The organism is Kitasatospora sp. NPDC047058 (genome assembly GCF_040643935.1).
Classification (GTDB): domain Bacteria; phylum Actinomycetota; class Actinomycetes; order Streptomycetales; family Streptomycetaceae; genus Kitasatospora.
In genome coordinates, this window is record NZ_JBEYVJ010000004.1 from 41,474 (window position 1) to 61,416 (window position 19,943).

General features: G+C 72.9%; 20 protein-coding genes. 3 read left to right on the forward strand and 17 right to left on the reverse strand.

The window, feature by feature from the left end:
- Positions 1-54 precede the first annotated feature (54 nt).
- From yajC to pgsA, 12 genes are all read right to left on the reverse strand, one after another.
- Positions 55-465, reverse strand: a complete 411-nt coding sequence (yajC, locus tag ABZ885_RS01190; RefSeq protein ID WP_360181735.1) for a preprotein translocase subunit YajC — start codon at positions 463-465, stop codon at positions 55-57.
- 288 nt (positions 466-753) lie between these two features.
- Entirely contained in the window at positions 754-1,845 is a 1,092-nt protein-coding gene (gene ruvB / locus ABZ885_RS01195) for a Holliday junction branch migration DNA helicase RuvB (RefSeq protein ID WP_360181738.1), read from the reverse strand.
- A gap of 46 nt (positions 1,846-1,891) precedes the next feature.
- Positions 1,892-2,503, reverse strand: a complete 612-nt coding sequence (gene ruvA, locus ABZ885_RS01200) for a Holliday junction branch migration protein RuvA (protein WP_360181741.1) — start codon at positions 2,501-2,503, stop codon at positions 1,892-1,894.
- Positions 2,500-3,039 (reverse strand): crossover junction endodeoxyribonuclease RuvC, encoded by a 540-nt coding sequence (ruvC, locus tag ABZ885_RS01205; RefSeq protein WP_360181744.1) that lies wholly within the window; start codon positions 3,037-3,039, stop codon positions 2,500-2,502. The genes ruvA and ruvC overlap by 4 nt, the downstream gene beginning before the upstream one ends.
- Before the next feature lie 272 nt (positions 3,040-3,311).
- Positions 3,312-4,070 (reverse strand): YebC/PmpR family DNA-binding transcriptional regulator, encoded by a 759-nt coding sequence (locus ABZ885_RS01210; protein WP_360181747.1) that lies wholly within the window; start codon positions 4,068-4,070, stop codon positions 3,312-3,314.
- Between the two features lie 93 nt (positions 4,071-4,163).
- Positions 4,164-4,778 carry a pyridoxal 5'-phosphate synthase glutaminase subunit PdxT gene (gene pdxT / locus ABZ885_RS01215; protein ID WP_360181750.1) on the reverse strand — a complete coding sequence of 205 codons (615 nt, stop codon included), beginning with the start codon at positions 4,776-4,778 and terminating at the stop codon, positions 4,164-4,166.
- An 89-nt stretch (positions 4,779-4,867) separates the two neighbouring features.
- Complete coding sequence (gene pdxS / locus ABZ885_RS01220; protein ID WP_224278753.1) at positions 4,868-5,779, reverse strand: pyridoxal 5'-phosphate synthase lyase subunit PdxS; 912 nt, start codon at positions 5,777-5,779, stop codon at positions 4,868-4,870.
- Between the two features lie 133 nt (positions 5,780-5,912).
- Positions 5,913-6,413 (reverse strand): hypothetical protein, encoded by a 501-nt coding sequence (locus ABZ885_RS01225; RefSeq protein WP_360181818.1) that lies wholly within the window; start codon positions 6,411-6,413, stop codon positions 5,913-5,915.
- Between the two features lie 74 nt (positions 6,414-6,487).
- Positions 6,488-6,853, reverse strand: coding sequence for an isomerase (locus ABZ885_RS01230; protein WP_360181754.1), 366 nt, complete (start codon positions 6,851-6,853; stop codon positions 6,488-6,490).
- 89 nt (positions 6,854-6,942) lie between these two features.
- Positions 6,943-8,127 (reverse strand): glycosyltransferase family 4 protein, encoded by a 1,185-nt coding sequence (locus ABZ885_RS01235; protein ID WP_360181757.1) that lies wholly within the window; start codon positions 8,125-8,127, stop codon positions 6,943-6,945.
- Between the two features lie 46 nt (positions 8,128-8,173).
- A complete protein-coding gene (locus ABZ885_RS01240) occupies positions 8,174-9,157 on the reverse strand; it encodes a phosphatidylinositol mannoside acyltransferase (protein ID WP_360181760.1) in 984 nt (327 codons plus the stop codon).
- 16 nt (positions 9,158-9,173) lie between these two features.
- On the reverse strand, positions 9,174-9,821 hold the full coding sequence (gene pgsA / locus ABZ885_RS01245; protein ID WP_360181763.1) for a phosphatidylinositol phosphate synthase: 648 nt from the start codon (positions 9,819-9,821) through the stop codon (positions 9,174-9,176).
- Positions 9,822-10,111: 290 nt separating this feature from the next.
- Between pgsA and ABZ885_RS01250 the strand changes: the two genes are divergently transcribed.
- On the forward strand, positions 10,112-12,172 hold the full coding sequence (locus tag ABZ885_RS01250) for an elongation factor G-like protein EF-G2 (protein WP_360181766.1): 2,061 nt from the start codon (positions 10,112-10,114) through the stop codon (positions 12,170-12,172).
- On the opposite strand, the gene ABZ885_RS01255 is transcribed toward ABZ885_RS01250, so the two are convergent.
- On the reverse strand, positions 12,148-12,603 hold the full coding sequence (locus ABZ885_RS01255) for a DUF393 domain-containing protein (protein WP_360181769.1): 456 nt from the start codon (positions 12,601-12,603) through the stop codon (positions 12,148-12,150). The genes ABZ885_RS01250 and ABZ885_RS01255 overlap by 25 nt on opposite strands.
- A gap of 184 nt (positions 12,604-12,787) precedes the next feature.
- Between ABZ885_RS01255 and ABZ885_RS01260 the strand changes: the two genes are divergently transcribed.
- The gene (locus tag ABZ885_RS01260; protein ID WP_360181772.1) at positions 12,788-14,434 is read left to right on the forward strand and encodes a hypothetical protein; all 1,647 of its coding nucleotides are present in this window, start codon (positions 12,788-12,790) and stop codon (positions 14,432-14,434) included.
- A gap of 59 nt (positions 14,435-14,493) precedes the next feature.
- On the opposite strand, the gene ABZ885_RS01265 is transcribed toward ABZ885_RS01260, so the two are convergent.
- The 4 genes from ABZ885_RS01265 to ABZ885_RS01280 all read right to left on the reverse strand — a co-directional run bounded on the left by ABZ885_RS01265 (position 14,494) and on the right by ABZ885_RS01280 (position 18,961).
- Complete coding sequence (locus tag ABZ885_RS01265; protein WP_360181775.1) at positions 14,494-15,054, reverse strand: HIT domain-containing protein; 561 nt, start codon at positions 15,052-15,054, stop codon at positions 14,494-14,496.
- A gap of 80 nt (positions 15,055-15,134) precedes the next feature.
- Positions 15,135-17,114, reverse strand: a complete 1,980-nt coding sequence (thrS, locus tag ABZ885_RS01270; RefSeq protein WP_360181778.1) for a threonine--tRNA ligase — start codon at positions 17,112-17,114, stop codon at positions 15,135-15,137.
- A gap of 87 nt (positions 17,115-17,201) precedes the next feature.
- The gene (locus ABZ885_RS01275; protein WP_360181781.1) at positions 17,202-18,374 is read right to left on the reverse strand and encodes a hypothetical protein; all 1,173 of its coding nucleotides are present in this window, start codon (positions 18,372-18,374) and stop codon (positions 17,202-17,204) included.
- 32 nt (positions 18,375-18,406) lie between these two features.
- A complete protein-coding gene (locus ABZ885_RS01280) occupies positions 18,407-18,961 on the reverse strand; it encodes a DUF4365 domain-containing protein (RefSeq protein WP_360181784.1) in 555 nt (184 codons plus the stop codon).
- Positions 18,962-19,110: 149 nt separating this feature from the next.
- Here ABZ885_RS01280 and ABZ885_RS01285 point away from each other — a divergent pair, with 149 nt between their 5' ends.
- Positions 19,111-19,878, forward strand: a complete 768-nt coding sequence (locus tag ABZ885_RS01285) for a 3'-5' exonuclease (protein WP_360181787.1) — start codon at positions 19,111-19,113, stop codon at positions 19,876-19,878.
- The last annotated feature ends 65 nt before the right edge of the window (positions 19,879-19,943 follow it).

Below are 19,943 nucleotides of genomic sequence, written 5' to 3' on the forward strand. Positions count from 1 at the left end.
GATCCTGTGGGCGCGCGGCACGGTGCCGCGCCGCCGGGCTGGTGCCCGACCGTACTACTTGCTCGCGGGAGCCCCGCCCTCGGCGGCCTCGGCGGCGCCGTCCTTGGTGAGCGTCAGCGGCTTCTCGTCCGCCGGCTCGACGTCGGCGTCGGCACCCTCGGCCTCGGCCTCGGCGAGCTCGTCCTCCACCGGGCGGCCGTTGATGATCGCGTCGTACTCCGCCGGGTCCAGGACCGCAGCGATCGCGCTCTTCGTGAAGTAGGTGACCACGCCGGGCGCGATCTCCAGCTCGACGGTCTCGTCGTTGACCGCCTTCACCTGCGCGTACAGGCCGCCAATGGTGCGCACGCCCGCCCCGGGCTCCAGCGACGTCTGCATCTGCTGCATCTGCTGCTGCCGCTTCTTCTGCGACCGGAACATGAGCACGATCGCGACGACGGGGAGGAGAAGGATGATGAAGCTCATACAGCCAGGGTCCTTTACGGGCCGCCGGGCGGGCGGCCTGTGTGGTATTGGTCGGCCCGTCAGGTGAGAGGGGCGGTCCGGCGGAGTCTAGGCGACCCCGAACTGATCGGACAACGCCAAGCATCGCATCCTGCCGCCGAAAGTGGCGAGCCTCGGCCTGCACAGTTTCCGCGGACTTCTCCCCCGGCTTCTCCCCGGGCCTCCCCCGGCCTTCCGGGCCTTTTCCGCTCCCGCCGCCCGGCGCCCGCCCCGGGCCGGGCCCGCTCGGACGGGCCCGGAGTCACCCGTTCAGCCCTCGTCGGCCCGGAAGAGTTCCGGCTGGGCCGTCGCCGCACCCCGGGCGGCCTGGGCCGGAGGGGTCTGCAGCGGCGGGGTCAGCCCGAGGTGCTGCCAGGCGGCGGCGGTGGCGATCCGGCCGCGCGGGGTGCGGGCGAGCAGGCCCTCGCGGACCAGGAAGGGCTCGGCGACCTCCTCGACCGTCTCGGCCTCCTCCCCCACGGCGACCGCCAGGGTCGACAGACCGACCGGCCCGCCGCCGAACAGCCGCAGCAGCGCGTCCAGCACCGCGCGGTCCAGCCGGTCCAGGCCCCGGGCGTCCACCTCGTAGACGTCCAGCGCCTGGGCGGCGATCTCCGCGGTGACCACGCCGTCGTGCCGGACCTGCGCGTAGTCGCGGACCCGGCGCAGCAGCCGGTTGGCGATGCGCGGGGTGCCCCGGGAGCGGCCGGCGATCTCGGCCGCACCGGCCGGGTCTATCTCGACGTCCAGCAGCGACGCCGATCGGTGCACCACCCGCTGCAGCTCGGCCGGCGCGTAGAACTCCATGTGGCCGGTGAAGCCGAAGCGGTCGCGCAGCGGGGGCGGCAGCAGGCCGGCCCGGGTGGTCGCGCCGACCAGGGTGAACGGCGGCAGCTCCAGCGGGATGGCGGTGGCGCCCGGGCCCTTGCCGACGATCACGTCGACCCGGAAGTCCTCCATCGCCATGTAGAGCATCTCCTCGGCCGGCCGGGACATCCGGTGGATCTCGTCGAGGAAGAGCACCTCGCCCTCGGTGAGCGAGGAGAGGATCGCCGCGAGGTCCCCCGCGTGCTGGATGGCCGGCCCGGAGGTGATCCGGATCGGGGCGCCCAGCTCGGCCGCGATGATCATGGAGAGGGTGGTCTTGCCGAGCCCGGGCGGGCCGCTGAGCAGGACGTGGTCCGGCGCGGCGCCGCGCTTGCGGGCCGCCTGGAGCACCAGGGACAGCTGCTCGCGGACCCGCTCCTGGCCGATGAACTCGTCCAGCTGCTTGGGACGCAGCGCCGCCTCGACCGCCTGGTCCTCACCGTCGGCGGCGGCCGTCACCAGCCGGTCGGCCGGGTCGGAGTCGTGGAAACTCATCGGCTTGGGCTCCAAAGTCGACAAACGGACAGATCGTCAGATGGCTTCAGCGGGCACGGTTGAGGCCGCGGAGGGCGAGCCTGAGCAGGGCGCCGACGTCGGGCGACTGCTGGGCCTCCGCCTCCGGGGTGACGGCCACGACCGCCTCGTCCGCCTCGCGCGGAGCGTAACCGAGGCCGGTCAGCGCCGAGTGCAGCTGCTCGCTCCACGGCGCCGGGCCGGCCGCGACCGGCTTCTGCGCCGGCACCGCGCCGTGCGGGGCGCCCAGCTTGTCCTTGTACTCCAGCAGCAGCTTGGCCGCCTTGGCCTTGCCGATGCCGGGCACGGCCACCAGCGCCTTCTCGTTCCCGGCGGCCACGGCGGCGCGCAGCTCGTCGGGGCTGTGCACGCCGAGGATGGCCTGCGCCAGCTTCGGGCCGACGCCCGGCGCGGCCTGGAGGATCTCGAAGACGGCCCGCTCGTCGTCGTCCGCGAAGCCGAAGAGGGTGAGCGAGTCCTCCCGGACCACGAGCGAGGTCGCGAGCCGGACGGGCTCACCCGGTCGCAGCCCGGCCAGCGTGTTCGGCGTGCACTGCACGGCCATGCCCACCCCGCCGACCTCGACGACGGCGACACCGGCCGAGACGGCCGCGACGGGACCCTGCACGAAGGCGATCACCGGTTGCTTCCTTTCAGGGGGGTGGCGCGGGCCGCGCGGACGGCCGCCTCGATGCGGTTCGTCGCGCCACCGCGCCAGATGTGGCAGATGGCCAGCGCCAGCGCGTCGGCGGCGTCGGCCGGCTTGGGCGGGGCGTCGAGCCGCAGCAGCCGCTGCACCATGGCGGTGACCTGGGCCTTGTCGGCCCGGCCGGAGCCGGTGACGGCGGCCTTGACCTCGCTGGGGGTGTGCAGGGTGACGGGTATGCCGCGCCGCGTCGCGCAGAGCATCGCGACCGCGCTGGCCTGGGCGGTGCCCATCACCGTCCGGACGTTGTGCTGGGCGAAGACCCGCTCGACGGCGACCAGGTCCGGCCGGTGCTCGTCGAGCCAGCCCTCGATGCCCTGCTCGACCAGGAGCAGCCGCGGCCCGATCTCCGCCTCGGCGGGGGTGCGCACCACGCCGACCCCGACCATCCGCAGCGGCCGCCCGGGCGCACCGTCGACCACGCCGATCCCGCACCTGGTCAGCCCCGGGTCCACACCCAGTACCCGCACGTCACGCCCCGTCTCTCTGATAGTCGCCGTTCGCCTCCGGGCCGCTCCGGGCCCGGTGCCGACGGTCGTCGCTCCAAGGCCCCTCGTACCTCGGGGCCTCCTCGCTCTCTCCCTTTCGGCACCGGCGCGTCCCTTCGGCTCACGGCGGGGTCGCCACTCGCCCGCGGGCCGCCGACCCGGCGACCTGCGAAGGCTACCGCCCGGGTCCGACAACGCCGCAGACGACACCGGCCCGGTGGTCGCGGGACCACCGGGCCGGGGAGTGCGAACGGTCACTCGGCGTCGAGCTGCGCACCGACCTCGTCGCTGATGTCGAAGTTGGCGAAGACGTTCTGCACGTCGTCGCTGTCCTCGAGGGCGTCGATCAGCTTCAGGATCTTGCGGGCGCCGTCGACGTCCAGCTCGACCTGCATGCTCGGGAGGAAGTTGGCCTCGGCCGAGTCGTAGTCGACACCGGCGTCCACCAGCGCGGTGCGGACGGCGACCATCTTGGACGCCTCGGAGACGATCTCGAAGGTGTCGCCGAGGTCGTTGATCTCCTCGGGCTCCTGGTCGAGGACGACCTCGAACAGCTTGTCCTCGTCCACGCCGTCGCTCTTGGGGACGATGACGACGCCCTTGCGGGTGAACAGGTACGACACCGAGCCCGGGTCGGCCATCGAGCCGCCGTTGCGGGTCATCGCGACGCGCACGTCGGAGGCGGCGCGGTTGCGGTTGTCGGTGAGGCACTCGATGAGCACCGCGACGCCGTTCGGGCCGTAGCCCTCGTACATGATGGTCTGGTAGTCGGCGCCGCCGGCCTCCAGGCCGCCACCGCGCTTGACGGCGCGGTTGATGTTGTCGATCGGGACCGAGCTCTTCTTCGCCTTCTGGATGGCGTCGTAGAGCGTCGGGTTGCCGGCCGGGTCGGGACCGCCGGTGCGCGCCGCCACCTCGATGTTCTTGATCATCTTGGCGAAGAGCTTGCCGCGCTTGGCGTCGATCACGGCCTTCTTGTGCTTGGTGGTAGCCCACTTAGAGTGGCCGGACATCGCCAGCTCCTTTACGTCGCCAATGGAAATTGAACAGAAGAGATCTTACCGGTGTCGTCACCGCCGGAGCGCACACGGTCAGCACCGCGCCGTTCAGGCGGCCAGGTGCTCCTCGACCATCCGCACGAAGTAGGCGTGCACCCGGTGGTCACCGGTCAGCTCGGGGTGGAACGAGGTGGCCAGCAGGTTGCCCTGGCGGACGGCGACGATCCGGCTCTCCGGCCCGTCGGCGGCGGGCAGCTCGGCCAGCACCTCGACGCCCGCGCCCACGGCCTCGACCCAGGGGGCGCGGATGAACACGCCGTGCACCGGCGCGTCGTCCAGGCCCTTGAAGGCGATGCCGGACTCGAAGGACTCGTTCTGGCGGCCGAAGGCGTTGCGGCGCACGGTCATGTCGATGCCGCCGACGGTCTCCTGGTCGTCCCGGCCGTCCAGGATCTTGTCGGCCAGCATGATCATGCCCGCGCAGGTGCCGTACACCGGCATGCCGGCGGCGACCCGCTCGCGCAGCGGGTCCATGACGCCGAACAGCAGCGCCAGCTTGGACATGGTGGTCGACTCCCCGCCGGGGATGACCAGCGCGTCGACCTCGGCCAGCTCCTCGGCACGGCGGACCGGGCGGGCCAGCGCGTCGGCCTCGGCCAGCGCGACCAGGTGCTCGCGGACGTCACCCTGCAGGGCGAGGACGCCGATGACTGGAGTGGACACTCTGCTACCTCTTCAGACTCTCGTACGGACGACGCGCAGCGGCCCGCCGCGCTGATGATCACACCACGCAGCGGGCCGCCGGGCAGGGACTACCAGCCGCGGTTGGCGTAACGCTCGGTCTCGGGCAGGGTGTCGCAGTTGATGCCGACCATGGCCTCGCCCAGGTTGCGGGAGGCGTCCGCGATGATCTTCGGGTCGTCGAAGAAGGTGGTGGCCTTCACGATCGCGGCGGCACGCTTGGCCGGGTCGCCCGACTTGAAGATGCCGGAGCCGACGAAGACGCCCTCGGCGCCCAGCTGGCGCATCAGCGCGGCGTCGGCCGGGGTGGCCACACCACCGGCGGAGAACAGCACGACCGGCAGCTTGCCGAGCTCGGCGACCTCCTTGACCAGCTCGTACGGGGCGCGCAGCTCCTTGGCGGCGGCGTACAGCTCGTTGTGGTCCAGCGCGCGCAGGTGGCCGATCTCGTTCTTGATCTGGCGCAGGTGGCGGACGGCCTCGACGACGTTGCCGGTGCCGGCCTCACCCTTGGAGCGGATCATGGCCGCACCCTCGGCGATGCGGCGCAGGGCCTCGCCCAGGTTGGTGGCGCCGCAGACGAAGGGGGTGGTGAACGCCCACTTGTCGGAGTGGTTGACCTCGTCCGCCGGGGTCAGCACCTCGGACTCGTCGATGTAGTCGACGCCGAGCGACTGCAGGACCTGGGCCTCGACGAAGTGGCCGATCCGGGACTTGGCCATGACCGGGATCGAGACCGCCTCGATGATCTCCTCGATCATGTTCGGGTCCGACATGCGGGCGACGCCGCCGTCCTTGCGGATGTCCGCCGGGACCCGCTCGAGGGCCATGACGGCGACAGCGCCGGCGTCCTCGGCGATCTTCGCCTGCTCGGCGTTGACCACGTCCATGATCACACCGCCCTTGAGCTGCTCGGCCATGCCACGCTTCACGCGGGCGGTACCGATCTGCGGCTGGTCTGCGGTGGTGGGGCTGGTGGACACGTGAGACCTCACTCGAAGATGAACCAGTGCTATCGCCCTATGTTAGGCAGAAAAACGGGCCACTTCATGCGCCATCCAGTCCAGACCGATCAGCGGGATACGACAAACGGGCCGTATCCGGACCATCGTTCGTCTACGCCGGAGCGCCCTCCGGCGTGAGCGCCGGCGGCGGCGCGTCATCCATCTCGAACGCCATCGGGAACGGCGCCTTGCCCGCCAGCCGGAAGTAGCGCACCAGCCGGTGCTCCCGCACCGCCCGGGCCGCCCGCACCGCGTCGTTGTGGAACCGCCGGGCCATCGGCACCCGGCGCACCGCCGCGGTGAGGTCCCGCACCGCCTCCTCGCCGCCCGGCTCCGCGACCAGCGCGGCCACCTGCTCCGGCTCGGCCAGCACCGCGCGCAGCGCCATGCTGAGCTGGCTCTCCGCGACCTCGCGCTGCTCGTCCTCGGCCTGCCGGGCCGCGTGCGCGGCGTCCAGCAGCAGCAGCGAGGCCGCCGGGTCCAGCAGGGAGGAGGTGGCCAGCTCGACCGCCACCGACGCCCGGCGGACCAGCTGCGCGTCCAGCGCCGCACGGGCGGCGTCGATCCGGGCGTGCAGCCGGTCCAGCCGGCCGGCCGTCCAACTCAGGTACATGCCGAACAGCACCACGGCCACGCCGGCCCAGATCCAGGTAGTCACGGGGCGCTACGCTACCGGGTGCCCGCCGTTCAGCCGCCGATGGTCGCGCTGCGGTAGCTGTCCCGGTCGATGTCCGCGATGTTCACCGCCGTGAACAGCCGGGTGCCGGGCACCGGGGCCACCTTCTCCGCCAGCAGCGCCTGCACGGCGTCGCTCAGCGCCGCCTTGGCCTCCGGGGTGCGGCCCGGGAAGATCTGGAACTCCACGTACACCTGGGTGTCCGGGCCCTCGCTCTCGCCCACCACGAGGCCCTGCACCTCCCGGAAGATGGTCTTGCAGGCCTCGGGCCTGGCGTCGATGATCTTCACGGCGAGCCGGTTGATGGCCAGGCCCAGCTCGCGGCGGTCGAACGCGCCGGACAGCTCGGGCGAGTAGTCGACGGAGATCTGCGGCATCGTTGCCTCCAGGGGTCGGGGTGATCGGTACGCTCCGGGACAACCCCAACCCCGCGCGGCCGCCCCGGATTCCCGCCCGGCGGCGGACCTCAGTCCCGGGCCAGCCCGAACCGGCCGCGCCGACCGCCGCGCCCGTCCTCCCCGACCACCGCCGCCGCGCCCGCCGTCACCGTCTCGTACACCGCCAGGATGTCCGCGCCGACCGTCGACCAGTCGAACCGCCGGACGTGCCGGGACGCCGCCTTGCGCAGCTCCTCCAGCCGGCCGGGGTCGCCCAGCAGCCGCAGCGCCGCCTTCGCCAGCGCCTCCGCGTCCTCCACCGGGAACAGCTCGCCCGCGTCACCGCCGTCCAGCACCTGCTTGAACGCGTCCAGGTCGCTGGCCAGCACCGGCGCCCCCGCCGACATCGCCTCGACCAGGATGATCCCGAAGCTCTCGCCGCCGGTGTTCGGCGCCACGTACAGGTCGACGCTGCGCAGCAGCCGGGCCTTCTCCCGGTCGCTGACCATGCCGAGGAACTCCACCTGCGCGCGGACCTCCGGCGCCAGCCCGGCGACGGCCTCCTCCTCGTCCCCCTTGCCGGCCACCAGCAGCCGCACCCCCGGCCGCTCCGCCAGGATCGCCGGCATCGCCGCCAGCAGCGTCGGCAGGCCCTTGCGCGGCTCGTTGATCCGGCCGATGAAGCCGATCGTGCCGGGCTCCCCCGCGGCCGCACGGCCGGTCCACCGCGGGTCCGGCTCGGCCTCGGCGAAGAAGCCGACGTCCACGCCGTTGGGGATCACCACCGCGTCCCCGCCGAGGTGCTCGACGAGGGTCCGCCGGGCGTACTCGCTCACCGCGATCCGCGCCCGCATCTTCTCCAGCCCCGGCTGCAGGATCGGCGAGGCCGCGATCATCGCCCGCGAGCGCGGGTTCGAGGTGTGGAAGGTGCCGACCATCGGCCCGGTCGCCGACCAGGCGGCCAGCATCGACAGGCTCGGCGAGGCCGGCTCGTGCACGTGCAGGATGTCGAAGCGGCCGTCGTTCAGCCACCGCCGCACCCGCGCCGCCGACAGGATGCCGAAGCTCAGCCGCGCCACCGACCCGTTGTACGGGACGGCCACCGCCCGGCCGGCCGAGACCACGTACGGCGGCAGCGCCTCGTCGTCCTCCGCCGGCGCCAGCACCGACACCTCGTGGCCCAGGCCGATCAGGTGCTCGGCGAGGTCCCGGATGTGGAACTGCACCCCGCCGGGCACGTCCCAGTCGTACGGGCAGACGATGCCGATCTTCACTGGTTCCTCACGTTTTCTCGGGACGGGTGCCGGTCGGACGGCGTGATCAGGACCCGGAGGCCTCGGCGGCGGGCTCGCCGGCCGGCTCCGCGGCCGCCGCGGGGCGGGCCGCCGGACGCCCGGCCGCTGCCTCCACCGTGGCACGCACCGGCAGGTCGGCGAGCCAGAACCGCTGCAGCATGTGCCAGTCCTCCGGGTGCTCCCGGATGCCCAGCTCCCAGACCCCCGCCAGCTCCTGCACCATCACCCGGGTCCGCTCCTGCCGGTCCCCCTCCGCCGGCACCGGGACCTCCGGGTGGATCCGCGCCCGCATCACCGGCCCGTCGTACCAGAGCGTCACCGGCAGCAGCGCCGCCCCGGTCCGCTGGCACAGCGCCGCCGGACCGGCCGGCATCCGCGTCGCCTCGCCGAAGAAGGACACCTCGATCCCGGCCTCCGAGAGGTCCCGGTCACCCACCAGGCAGACCAGCCGCCCCTCCCGGAGCCGCCGCGCCAGCGTGCCGACCACACTGACCCCGCTGCCGGTCAGCGCCAGCACCTCCATGCCGAGGCTCTCGCGGAACGCCACGAACCGGTCGAACAGCCGCTCCGGCTTCAGCCGCTCGGCGACCGTCGTGAACGGGTACCCCTCCAACGCCACCCAGGCGCCCGCGAGGTCCCAGTTGCCCATGTGCGGCAGCGTTATCACCGCGCCGCGACCGGACTCCATCGCCTCCCGCAGGTGCTCGAAGCCCTCCACCCGGACGTCCCGGGCCACCCGCTCCCGGCTCCACACCGGCAGCCGGAACGACTCCATCCAGTACCGCAGGTACGAACGCATCCCGGCCCGCGACAGCTCCCGCAGCCGGGCCTCCTCCACCCCCGGGCACACCCGCAGCAGGTTCGCCTCCAACTGCAGCACCCGCTTGCCGCGCTTGCGCCACGCGAAGTCGGCGAGCCCGTCGAACAGGCCGCGCGCGGCCGGCTCGGGCAGGTGCCTCAGCACCGCCCAGCCCAGCGCGTACGCCGAGTACACCAGTCGGTCCTTCACCGCAGGCCCGCCCCCTTCAGCTCCCGGCCGCCACTCGGTCGGCCTCGAACGCCTCCCGGCGCACCGTCAGCATCCGCTGGAACACCGTCACCAGGCTGCCCGCCGCGACCAGCCACAGCGCCACCGGCAGCAGCCACTCCACGTACGGCACACCGAACGTGGACAGACCGGCCACCCCGGCCGCCACCAGGCTGATCACCAGCCGCTCGGCCCGCTCCACCAGCCCCGACACGTCGCACGGCAGCCCCTGGCTCTCCGCCCGCGCCTTGGTGTACGACACCACCAGACCGCTCGCCAGGCAGAACACCGCCACCGCGCAGAGCAGGTTGTTGTCGCCCTTCCCCGCGTACCACATGGCCAGGCCGCCGAAGATCGCCGCGTCCGCCACCCGGTCCAGCGTGGAGTCCAGGAACGCACCCCACTTGCTCGTCCGGCCCAGCTGCCGCGCCATGTTCCCGTCCACCAGGTCCGAGAAGATGAACAGCGTGATCGTGATGGTGCCCCAGAAGAACTCCCCGCGCGGGAAGAACACCAGCGCACCCGCCACCGAACCGGCGGTACCGATCAGCGTCACCGCGTCCGGGCTCACCCCCAGCCGGATCAGGAACGCGGCGAACGGGGTCAGGACACGTGTGAAGAAGGCACGCGCGTATTTGTTGAGCATGGCCTTCCCGACCGCTCCGATCTCCCTGGTACCCGCCTGCGGCGGGCGTGCGCGGCAGACGGCCGACTGGATCAGCCCAACCGGCGCACCCATCGTAGCCACGCCGACGACACGCTCCGGCGCACCGCACCGCCCACCGCCCCCGGCCCCCGGCCCGCCCGGCACCCCCGGCGCACGGACGCACACGCACGGTCACCGGGACCGCCGCCCCGCGCGCCGCGACCCGGCGCCCCGCGGACACCGCACCTAGACTTTTCACGTCAGCCCCGGCGCCACGGGAGGAGACCCCGATGCCCGACCGCAGCACCGCACGAGCCGGCCAGGCGCCCACCGTCACCGGCCCCGGCCAACTGCGCAACGTCGTCCTCATCGGCTGCAGCGGCGTGGGCAAGACCACCCTCGCCGAATCACTCGCCCACGCCGCCGGCGCCGTCGGCCGCGCCGGCCGCGTCACCGACGGCAACACCGTCTCCGACCACGAGGACATCGAGCACCAGCAGCAGCGCTCCGTCCAGCTCTCGCTGCTCCCCCTCGAATGGAACGGCATCAAGGTCAACCTGCTCGACCCGCCCGGCCACCCCGACTTCACCGCCGACCTCCGGGCCGCCCTGCACGCCGCCGACGCCGCCGTCTTCGTCGTCTCCGCCACCGACCCGGTCACCGCCCCCACCCGCGCCCTCTGGCGCGAATGCACCGCCGAAGGCATCCCGCGCGCCATCGCCGTCGCCAAGCTCGACATCGCCCGCAGCAGCTTCGACGACATCCTCACCGCCTGCCACGACGCCTTCGACCTCGGACCGGACACCCTGCGCCCGCTCTTCCTGCCCGTCCGCCACGACGGCCGCCCCGACGGCAGCGTCGACCTCCTCACCGGCCACACCTACGGCCAGGCCGACCCCCTCCCCGACACCGGCCCCGCCCGGGAGAGCCTCGTCGAGGCCATCTCCGGCCAGGACGACACCCTCATGGAGCGCTACCTCTCCGGCGATCCCCTCGACACCGACGCCCTCGAAGCCGGCATGAAGCGCGAAGTCCTCGCCTGCACGCTCCACCCCGCCGTCCCCACCAGCGAGACCGGCCTCGGCGCCACCGAACTCCTCGACCTGATCACCACCACGTTCCCCGACCCCACCGAACGCACCCGCCCCGCCCCCGACTGCGACCCGGACGCCCCGCTCGCCGCCCAGGTCGTCCGCGTCACCGGCGACGCCTACGTCGGCCGGATCAGCCTGCTGCGCGTCTACGCCGGCACCCTGCGCCCCGACACCCGGATCCACCTCACCGGCCCCGAACACCCCGCCGACCAGGACGGCGACGAACGCGTCACCGGCCTCACCAGCCCCTTCGGCAAACTCCAGCGCGCCGTCCCGCACGCCGTCGCCGGGGACCTCGTCTGCGCCGCCAAGCTCACCAGCGCCCGCGCCGGCGACACCGTCCACGAACCCGGCCACCCGGTCAAGCTCGACGCCTGGACCCTGCCCGAGGCCCTGCTGCCGATCGCCGTCGAGGCCCACAGCAAGGCCGACGACGACAAGCTCTCCCAGGCCCTCGCCCGGCTCGTCGCCGAGGACCCGGCCCTCCGCCTGGAACAGAACCCCGACACCCACCAGCTGGTCCTCTGGTGCACCGGCGAGGCCCACGCCGAGGTCGTCCTCGACCGCCTCCGCGGCCGGCACGGCGTCCACGTCGACACCGTCGAACCCAGGGTCGCCCTCCGCGAGACCTTCGGCACCGCCGCCGCCGGCCACGGCCGCCTGGTCAAACAGTCCGGCGGCCACGGCCAGTACGCCATCTGCGACCTCGAGGTCGAACCCCTTCCGGCCGGCTCCGGCTTCGAGTTCCAGGAACACGTCGTCGGCGGCGCCGTCCCCAAGCACTTCATCCCCTCCGTCGAGAAGGGCGTCCGCGCCCAGCTCGCCAAGGGCGTCTCCACCGGCCACCCGCTCGTCGACGTCCGGGTCACCCTCACCGACGGCAAGGCGCACTCCGTCGACTCCTCCGACTCCGCCTTCCAGACCGCCGCCGCCCTCGCCCTGCGCGACGCCGCCGGACACGCCGTCATCCGGCTGCTCGAACCCGTCGCCGCCGTCAGCGTCCTGCTCCCCGACGACTACCTCGGCGCCGTCCTCACCGACCTCTCCGCCCGCCGCGGCCGCGTCCTCGGCACCGAGACCGGCGGCCCCGCGCTCACCCTGCTGCGCGCCGAGGTCCCCGAACTCGAACTCATCCGCTACCCCGTCGACCTGCGCTCACTCACCCACGGCACCGCCGAGTTCACCCGCGCCCACGTACGCCACGAACCCATGCCCGCCGCACTCGCCGCCCGCTACACCGACGACGCCGGCCGCTGAGCCCGCGGCAGCGAACAGGCCGGCGTCCCGCCCGGCATCCGGTGCCGGTTCACCGCCACCCAGCGGTACGCCACGCCCGCCACCGGCCGCACCGGCGCCAGCGCCAGCAGCCCGCCCAGGTACGCCCACACCCCGCCCGAACGCATCAGCAGCCGCGCCACCGCCTGCGCGCCGCCGTACACCCGGCCCGCCGGCGTCACCCACAGCACCTCGCGCCCGGCCCGCTCCCGGGACACCTCACCGCGCCCGCCGGCCAGCGCGTCCAGCTCCGCCAGGTCCGCGAACTGGAACGGCACCGCGTCCCAGCCCCCCGAGGCCAGCGTCTGCCGCAGGTACCGCTCCGCCCAGCCCGCGCACGTCGTACAGAAGGCACAGTCCCCGTCGAAGACCAGCACCGGATCCCGCATCGCAGCTCCCTCGGATCGCTCCATGCGCCCATCGTGCCCCATTGCGCCCCACCGGCCCTCCGACCGGGGCATCACCGGTGCGAAAGGCGGGCATCATGCCCCACGAGCCCGACGTGGCCCGAACGTGACGGTACTTCAGACGATCATCGGCGCAGCACTACCGGGGCACGGTAACCTGCCGCTGACAAGGGGAGGAGGGGACGCCACCGTGACCACACTCGACATGACTCCGGGTGCGCAGATACCCCGGACCGACGCCGGCCCGCAGACCGCCGTCACCCAGGCGCTCTCCTCGGCCGCCTACCGCGACGGCGAGATCGGCGAGTTCGTCACCGCGGTCACCGACGCCGGCGAGAAGAAGGGCCGGTTCGCGCTCTTCCGCCCCAACCTCGGCGAGGCCTTCAGCCGCGCCGTGATCGGACGCGCCCTCGGCGGCGACCGCAAACCGCTCGTCCCGTCCTTCGGCATCGACACCCGCCAGATCGTCGAACACTGCCTCGCCGCCGAGGACCTCCGGACCGCCCGCGACCGCCGGCTCACCACCGTCACCGTCATCACCGGCCTCCTCTTCCTGCCCGGCACCCTGCTCTGGCTCGGCGCCTTCCAGCTCCGCGCCTGGCTCAAGCGGGACAACCCGAAGAACGCCCCCTTCTACGGCACGCTGGTGCTCATCGCCGCCGTCGCCGTCGCCCTGCTGCTCGCCGTCCGACCGCCCGCCGCCGGCCTGCTCGGCATCTACCTGCGCCTGGTCATGCTCGCCCCGGTCATCGGCTGGTACCTCGCCAAGCGCATCGTGCTCGCCTCCGCCCAGGACCTGCGCGCCCGCTGGACGGCCCTGGTCGAGGGCAACGCCGTCGCCGCCACCGTCCCCAGGGCCGTCCCCCGCGACGACCTGGACAAGAAGGCCGCCGACCTGCGCGCCAAGCTCGGCCGCCTGGAGTCCGAGCAGGAGACCAACATCCAGCACTACGCCGGCCGCAAGGGCATCCTCGGCGTCGGTCGCCGCTGGGGCGAGTGGCGGCTGGTCGACAACCTGCGCCCGGCCGACGGCCACGCCGACTACCGCGCCTTCCACCCCTGGGACCTCGTCCGCAAGATCTCCGGCCACCTCAAGGGCCTCGGCATCAGCGACGTCGCCAACAGCGGGATCCCCGGCGTCGCCGTCAAGCAGTGGGTGGTGCTGGAGGTCGGCGAGGGCGCCGACGAGATCGGCCGCCCGGACGGCGCCGACATGGACGGCGACCGGATGCGCGAGTTCGCCGTCCAGAGCATCGCCGACAAGCAGACCTTCGCCGGCGGCCCCCGGCACTACCTCGCCACCCAGTTCGTCACCCACGACGGCAAGCTGGTCATCACCTTCACCGTCACCGTCGTGCTGCTCGCCCACACCATGAACATCACGGTGGCCGGCTACGCGCTCGGACCGGTCAACGGGGTCTTCTTCGACAAGCCCAAGCCGAAGGAGAAGACGGTCCCCAAGCCCGTGCGCTTCTGGGAGGAGCAGACCGTCCAGCTCCCCCTGATCGACAACGACGAGGTGGTCCGCCAGGCCGTCCGCGCACCGTTCCAGCGGATGCCCGGCCTGCTCGCCTGGCTCGGCGGCGGCCTCGGCCTGCCCGAGCCCTTCGGCTTCCGGCACGCCTGGGCCGCGCCGCCGTGGAACTCCCGCTCCATGACCGACAACGCGCTCAACGTCGCCAACCCGGTGCTCAGCGCGGTGCACACCGCCACGCTGGAGTTCCTCCAGGAGCACGACCTCGACACCGAGCGCTTCTTCAAGAACCGCGCCTCGATCATCAAGTCCGAGGTGCAGGGCAGCCGCCCGTTCAGGGTCGACCAGTACGACGCCGGCTGAGCCGGGAACGCGGAAGGGCCGCCGCCGGAAATCCCCGGCGGCGGCCCTTCCGCATCCGCTCAGTCCTGCGGCCAGGCCTCGGCGAGCATCTTCCGGGTGTCCGCCAGCAGCTGCGGCAGCACCTTGGTGTGGCCGACCACCGGCATGAAGTTGGTGTCCCCGCCCCAGCGCGGCACCACGTGCTGGTGCAGGTGCGCCGCGATCCCGGCACCGGCCGCCGCACCCTGGTTCATCCCGATGTTGAAGCCGTGCGCCCCCGAGGCCGCCCGCAGCGCCGTCATCGCGTTCTTGGTGAACACCGCCAGTTCGGCGGTCTCCGCCTCGTCTAGCTCGGTGTAGTCGGCGACGTGCCGGTACGGGACGACCATCAGGTGGCCGCCGTTGTACGGGTAGAGGTTGAGCACCGCGAACACCGCGCCGCCGCGCGCGACGACCAGCCCGTCCTCGTCGCTCAGCGACGGGATCGAGCAGAACGGGCAACCGTCGTCCGGAGCCGGGCCGGTGGGCTTGTTCTCGCCCTGGATGTACGCCATCCGATGGGGGGTCCACAGGCGGCGGAAGCCGTCCGGCTCGCCGACGCCCCGCTGCAGTTCCGGCTCAGTCGTCATGCTGATCAGCATATTCGCCCGGCGTGGCTTGCAAAGCAGTGCGGGGCAGACTCCCTGAGGAGACTGCCCCGCACCCGCCGTCGTCTACGGCGTCACACCTGGATGCGGCGCTCCACGGCGTCCACGATCTCGGCGACCGCCTCGGCCACCGGCACGCCGTTCTTCTGCTCGCCGTTGCGGTAGCGGAAGGAGACCGCGCCCGCCTCGACGTCGTCGTTGCCCGCGATCAGCATGAACGGCGTCTTGGCCTTCTGCGCGTTCCTGATCTTCTTCTGCATCCGGTCGTCCGAGGTGTCCACCTCGACGCGGATCCCGCGCTTCTTCAGCTCGGCCGCGACCTCCAGCAGGTACGGCACGTGCTCGTCGGTGATCGGGATACCGGTCACGGTGACCGGGGCGAGCCACGGCGGCATGGCGCCGGCGTAGTGCTCCAGCAGCACCGCGAAGAACCGCTCGATCGAGCCGAACAGCGCACGGTGGATCATGACCGGCCGCTGGCGCGAGCCGTCCGCCGCGGTGTACTCCAGGTCGAACCGCTCGGGCAGGTTGAAGTCGAGCTGGATGGTGCTCATCTGCCAGGTACGGCCGATGGCGTCCTTCGCCTGCACCGAGATCTTGGGGCCGTAGAAGGCCGCGCCGCCCGGGTCCGGCACCAGCGGCAGGCCCTGCTTCTCGGCCACGGCGGCGAGGACCGCGGTGGCCTCCTCCCAGGTCTCGTCGCTGCCGACGTACTTGACCGGGTCCTTGGTGGAGAGCTCCAGGTAGAAGTCGGTCAGACCGTAGTCGCGCAGCAGGTTGAGCACGAAGGTCAGCGTCGAGTCGAGCTCCTCCGCCATCTGCTCGCGGGTGCAGTAGATGTGCGCGTCGTCCTGGGTGAAGCCGCGGGCGCGGGTCAGGCCGTGCACGACGCCGGACTTCTCGTAGCGGTACACCGTCCCGAACTCGAAGAGGCGCAGCGGGAGTTCACGGTACGAGCGGCCGCGCGCGTCGAAGATCAGGTTGTGCATCGGGCAGTTCATGGGCTTCAGGTAGTAGTCCACGCCCTCGTCGAGCTGCATGGGCGGGTACATACCGTCCGCGTACCAGTCCAGGTGGCCGCTCTTCTCGAAGAGCTTCCCCTTGGTGGCGTGCGGGGTGTAGACGAACTCGTAGCCCTCCTCCTCGTGCCGGCGGCGCGAGTAGTCCTCCATGGCGCGGCGGATGATGCCGCCCTTGGGGTGGAAGACGGCGAGGCCGGAGCCGATCTCCTCCGGGATGGAGAAGAGGTCGAGCTCGTTGCCCAGCTTGCGGTGGTCGCGCTTCTCGGCCTCGACCAGGAAGTCGAGGTGGGCCTTGAGCTCGTCCTTGGTCGGCCAGGCGGTGCCGTAGATGCGCTGGAGCATCGGGTTCTTCTCGCTGCCGCGCCAGTAGGCGGCCGCGTTGCGCATCAGCTTGAACGCCGGGATGTGCCGGGTGGAGGGCAGGTGCGGGCCGCGGCAGAGGTCGCCCCAGCACTGCTCGCCGGACTTGGCGTCCAGGTTGTCGTAGATGGTCAGCTCGCCGGCGCCGACCTCGACGTCCGCGCCCTCGCCGGCGGTGGCGGCGGAGCCCTTGAGGCCGATCAGTTCCAGCTTGAACGGCTCGGCGGCCAGCTCCTCGCGGGCGGACTCGTCGGTGACCACGCGGCGGGAGAACTTCTGCCCGCGCTTGATGATCTCCTGCATCTTCTTCTCGATGGCCTTGAGGTCATCGGGGTGGAACGGCTTCTCGACGTCGAAGTCGTAGTAGAAGCCGTCCTTGACCGGCGGGCCGATGCCGAGCTTGGCCTCCGGGAAGAGCTGCTGCACGGCCTGGGCCATGACGTGCGCGGTGGAGTGGCGCAGGATGTCGAGGCCGTCCTTGCTGCCGATCGCGACCGGCTCGACCTCGTCGCCGTCCTGGACGACGTAGGCGAGGTCCTTGAGCTGGCCGCCGAGGCGGGCGGCGATGATCGAGCGGTCGTCGGCGAAGAGCTCGGCGGCCGTAGTGCCCGTGGTCACCACGCGCTCTTCCCGATCGGGTTCGCGGTTGATGATTACCCGGACGTCCGTCACCGGTCTCTCCTGACGTGCTGGATTCATAGGACGCAGCACTGCGCTGCGCGTGACGATGGTACCGAGAGCACCACCCCCACCGTGCACCTACGCCCCCTGTCCCCCTTCTCCCAGGCTCTTCAGCAGCCGCTGCCGTTCGGCTTCTTCGAGCCCGCACGGTTCCAGGCCGTGCGGGTGGGTGAGCCGGCGGAAGCCGCCGCGCCGCTCCAGCCGGCCGCTGACCTTGACCGGAGCGCCCGCCAGGTGGGCTTCGGCGGCCAGCCGGTACGCCGGGTCGGCGAGCCGGACCCGCACCTCGCTGACCTCGGCGCCGCCGAGCACCCGCAGCCGGACGGTGCCCGGGCCGGCCGGGTCGGCGCGCTTGAGCCGCACCACCACCCCGGTCACGGTGACCGCGACGGCGGGCTCGATCCGTTCCAGCAGCGCGGCTGCCTCCGCCAGGGCGGGCAGGTCGCCGGGCGAGAACTCCAGGGCGATCCGCCGGTCCCCGAAGCCGCCGGGCGGCCCGGCCGCGGCCGACCAGGCGACGGTGAGCCGGCCGGCGGTCGCGCCGCGCACCAGCTCCTCGACGGACTGCACCAGTTCCCGGCTGACCCCGGCCTGGACGGCGTTCTCGAACGCCTCCGGCCCGCCGCTGACCCGCCGGTAGTCGACGGCGTCGCGCAGCGCCTCCAGGGCGCGGACCAGCGTGGTCACGGCGGCCCGGCCCTCGGGGGCGGGGGTGTAGGCGGTGAGGCCGGCACCGCTCTCCGGTACGAGGCCGGGTTCGACCAGGAGGACGTGCTCCAGGAAGTCCCCGGCCCAGGCGTCGAGCCGGGCGCCGAAGTAGGCGGCCCTGGTCCGCCCGGCCTTGGCGCCGGCCGCGAGCATCGCACGGGCCGCCCGCCGGAGCTGCTCGGCGTCGTCCCAGGGTGCGGTGCCGGCCGGGCCGGGCAGCTCGCGCCGCCACTGCAGCTCGTCGCCGGGCACGGTCAGCGCCAGCAGGATCGAGCGGGCGGAGGGGCTGCGGGAGCGGGACAGCGCGGTCACGGCGTCGGCTAGCAGCTCGACGGCGTCGTCGAAGCCGTCGCCGGAGGGCACCAGCAGGCTGGTGCCGGGGTCCGCGTCGTCCGGGGGCGTCCAGCGCCCGTAACGGGCGGACGGTCCGCCGCGGCGGACCCAGCCGTGCCGGGCGAGCAGCGTGGCGAGCACCGCCGGGTCGACGGCGGCCGGGTCGGGCAGCGGCCGGGCGGCGCCCTGCGGCCCGTGTGGCAGCGTCATGGTCCTGCTCCTCCCCGCCGGGGGCGGGGCCGTCACGGGCTGCCGCCCGCGCCGACCCGCGCCATGATGTCGCACAGTGCACGGTCGTCGAAGACCTTCGCGGTGGGCACCCGGACGTTGGTCCGGTGCCGCCCGGTGACCGGGTGGCCGGCCAGGTTGACCCAGTAGCAGCAGTGCCGCAGTTCCAGCGCGTCCGGCCGGGCGGCCAGCCATTGGTCGACCCGGCGCGGCAGCAGCATCACGACCAGGATCCGCGGCACCGCGACGCGGGCGCGGGCCAGCTTGCGCAGGTGGTCGTTGTCCAGGGTGAAGCTGAAGTGCGTGCCGCGCGGCTCGGGCGCGATCTGCTGGGTGGCCTTGAGCTGGATCTTGATGGTGACCTCGTCGTCCACGTCGTGGGCGCGGGAGCCGTGGCTGACCTGCCAGTCGATCCCGTTGTCCGGGAAGGGCTGGGAGAGCGAGCAGCCGGCCGCGGCGGCGACCGCGTGCAGGTAGCCGACCTGCAGCGTCTCCATGCAGGCCGTCACCGCCAGGTCTCCCCGCAGGACGGCCGCCGCCTCCTCGGGCTGCGGCTGGGTCAGCGCCATCGCCCCGTCGCCTCCCCCGGCACCCGGGCCCCGTCCGGATTCGAACAGGACACCTGCCCGCAGGGTGCCCGGCCGGGCGGCGGCCAAACGGTTGAGCGGACGTCAGGAGCGGTATCACCCTCTCGGAACGCAGTACCTGAGGGGCAGTCATGCAGCAGCACTGGTACACCGGCCCGCTCGCCTCCTTCGACACCGAGACCACCGGCGTGGACGTCGAGTCCGACCGGATCGTCTCGGCCGCCCTGGTCGTCCAGCCCGCCCCGGGCGTCCCCGCGGAGACCGCCGCCTGGCTGGCCGACCCGGGCGTGCCGATACCCGAGGGCGCCCGCGCGGTGCACGGCATCACCGACGAGCGGGTGCGCGCGTTCGGCCGCCCGGCCCGGGCGGTGGTGGCGGAGGTCGCCCGGGCCCTGGCCGAACAGGCCCGCGCCGGGCGGCCGGTGGTGGTGATGAACGCGCCGTACGACCTGACCCTGCTGGACCGGGAGTTGCGCCGGCACTGGTCGGTGCCGCTGGCGGACGTGGTGGGCCCGGACGGGCTCGTGGTGCTCGACCCCCGGGTTCTGGACAAGCACGTCGACCGCTACCGCAAGGGCCGGCGCACGCTGACCGACCTGTGTGCGCACTACGGGGTCGAGCTGGCCGGCGCCCACGACGCGGCGGCGGACGCGACGGCGGCCCTGGAGCTGGTCCGGGCGATCGGTCGGCGCTACCCGGCGGCGCTGGGCGGGCTGTCGGCGGCGGAACTGCACCTGCGACAGGCGGTCTGGCACGCGGCGCAGGCGCGGGGGCTGCAGAGCTGGTTCGACCGCACGGGGACGCCGGAGCGGGTGGACCTCTCCTGGCCGCTGCGGCCGGCCCGCTGCGGGTGCGGGCGGCGGCTGTCGCCGCAGCACAGCTGCGAGGTCGCGGCGTAGCGGAGCGGGGTGACGGTGGGCGGGTGCGTCCGGTGAGCCGGACTGCTGTGGTGGTCTGCCTGCTT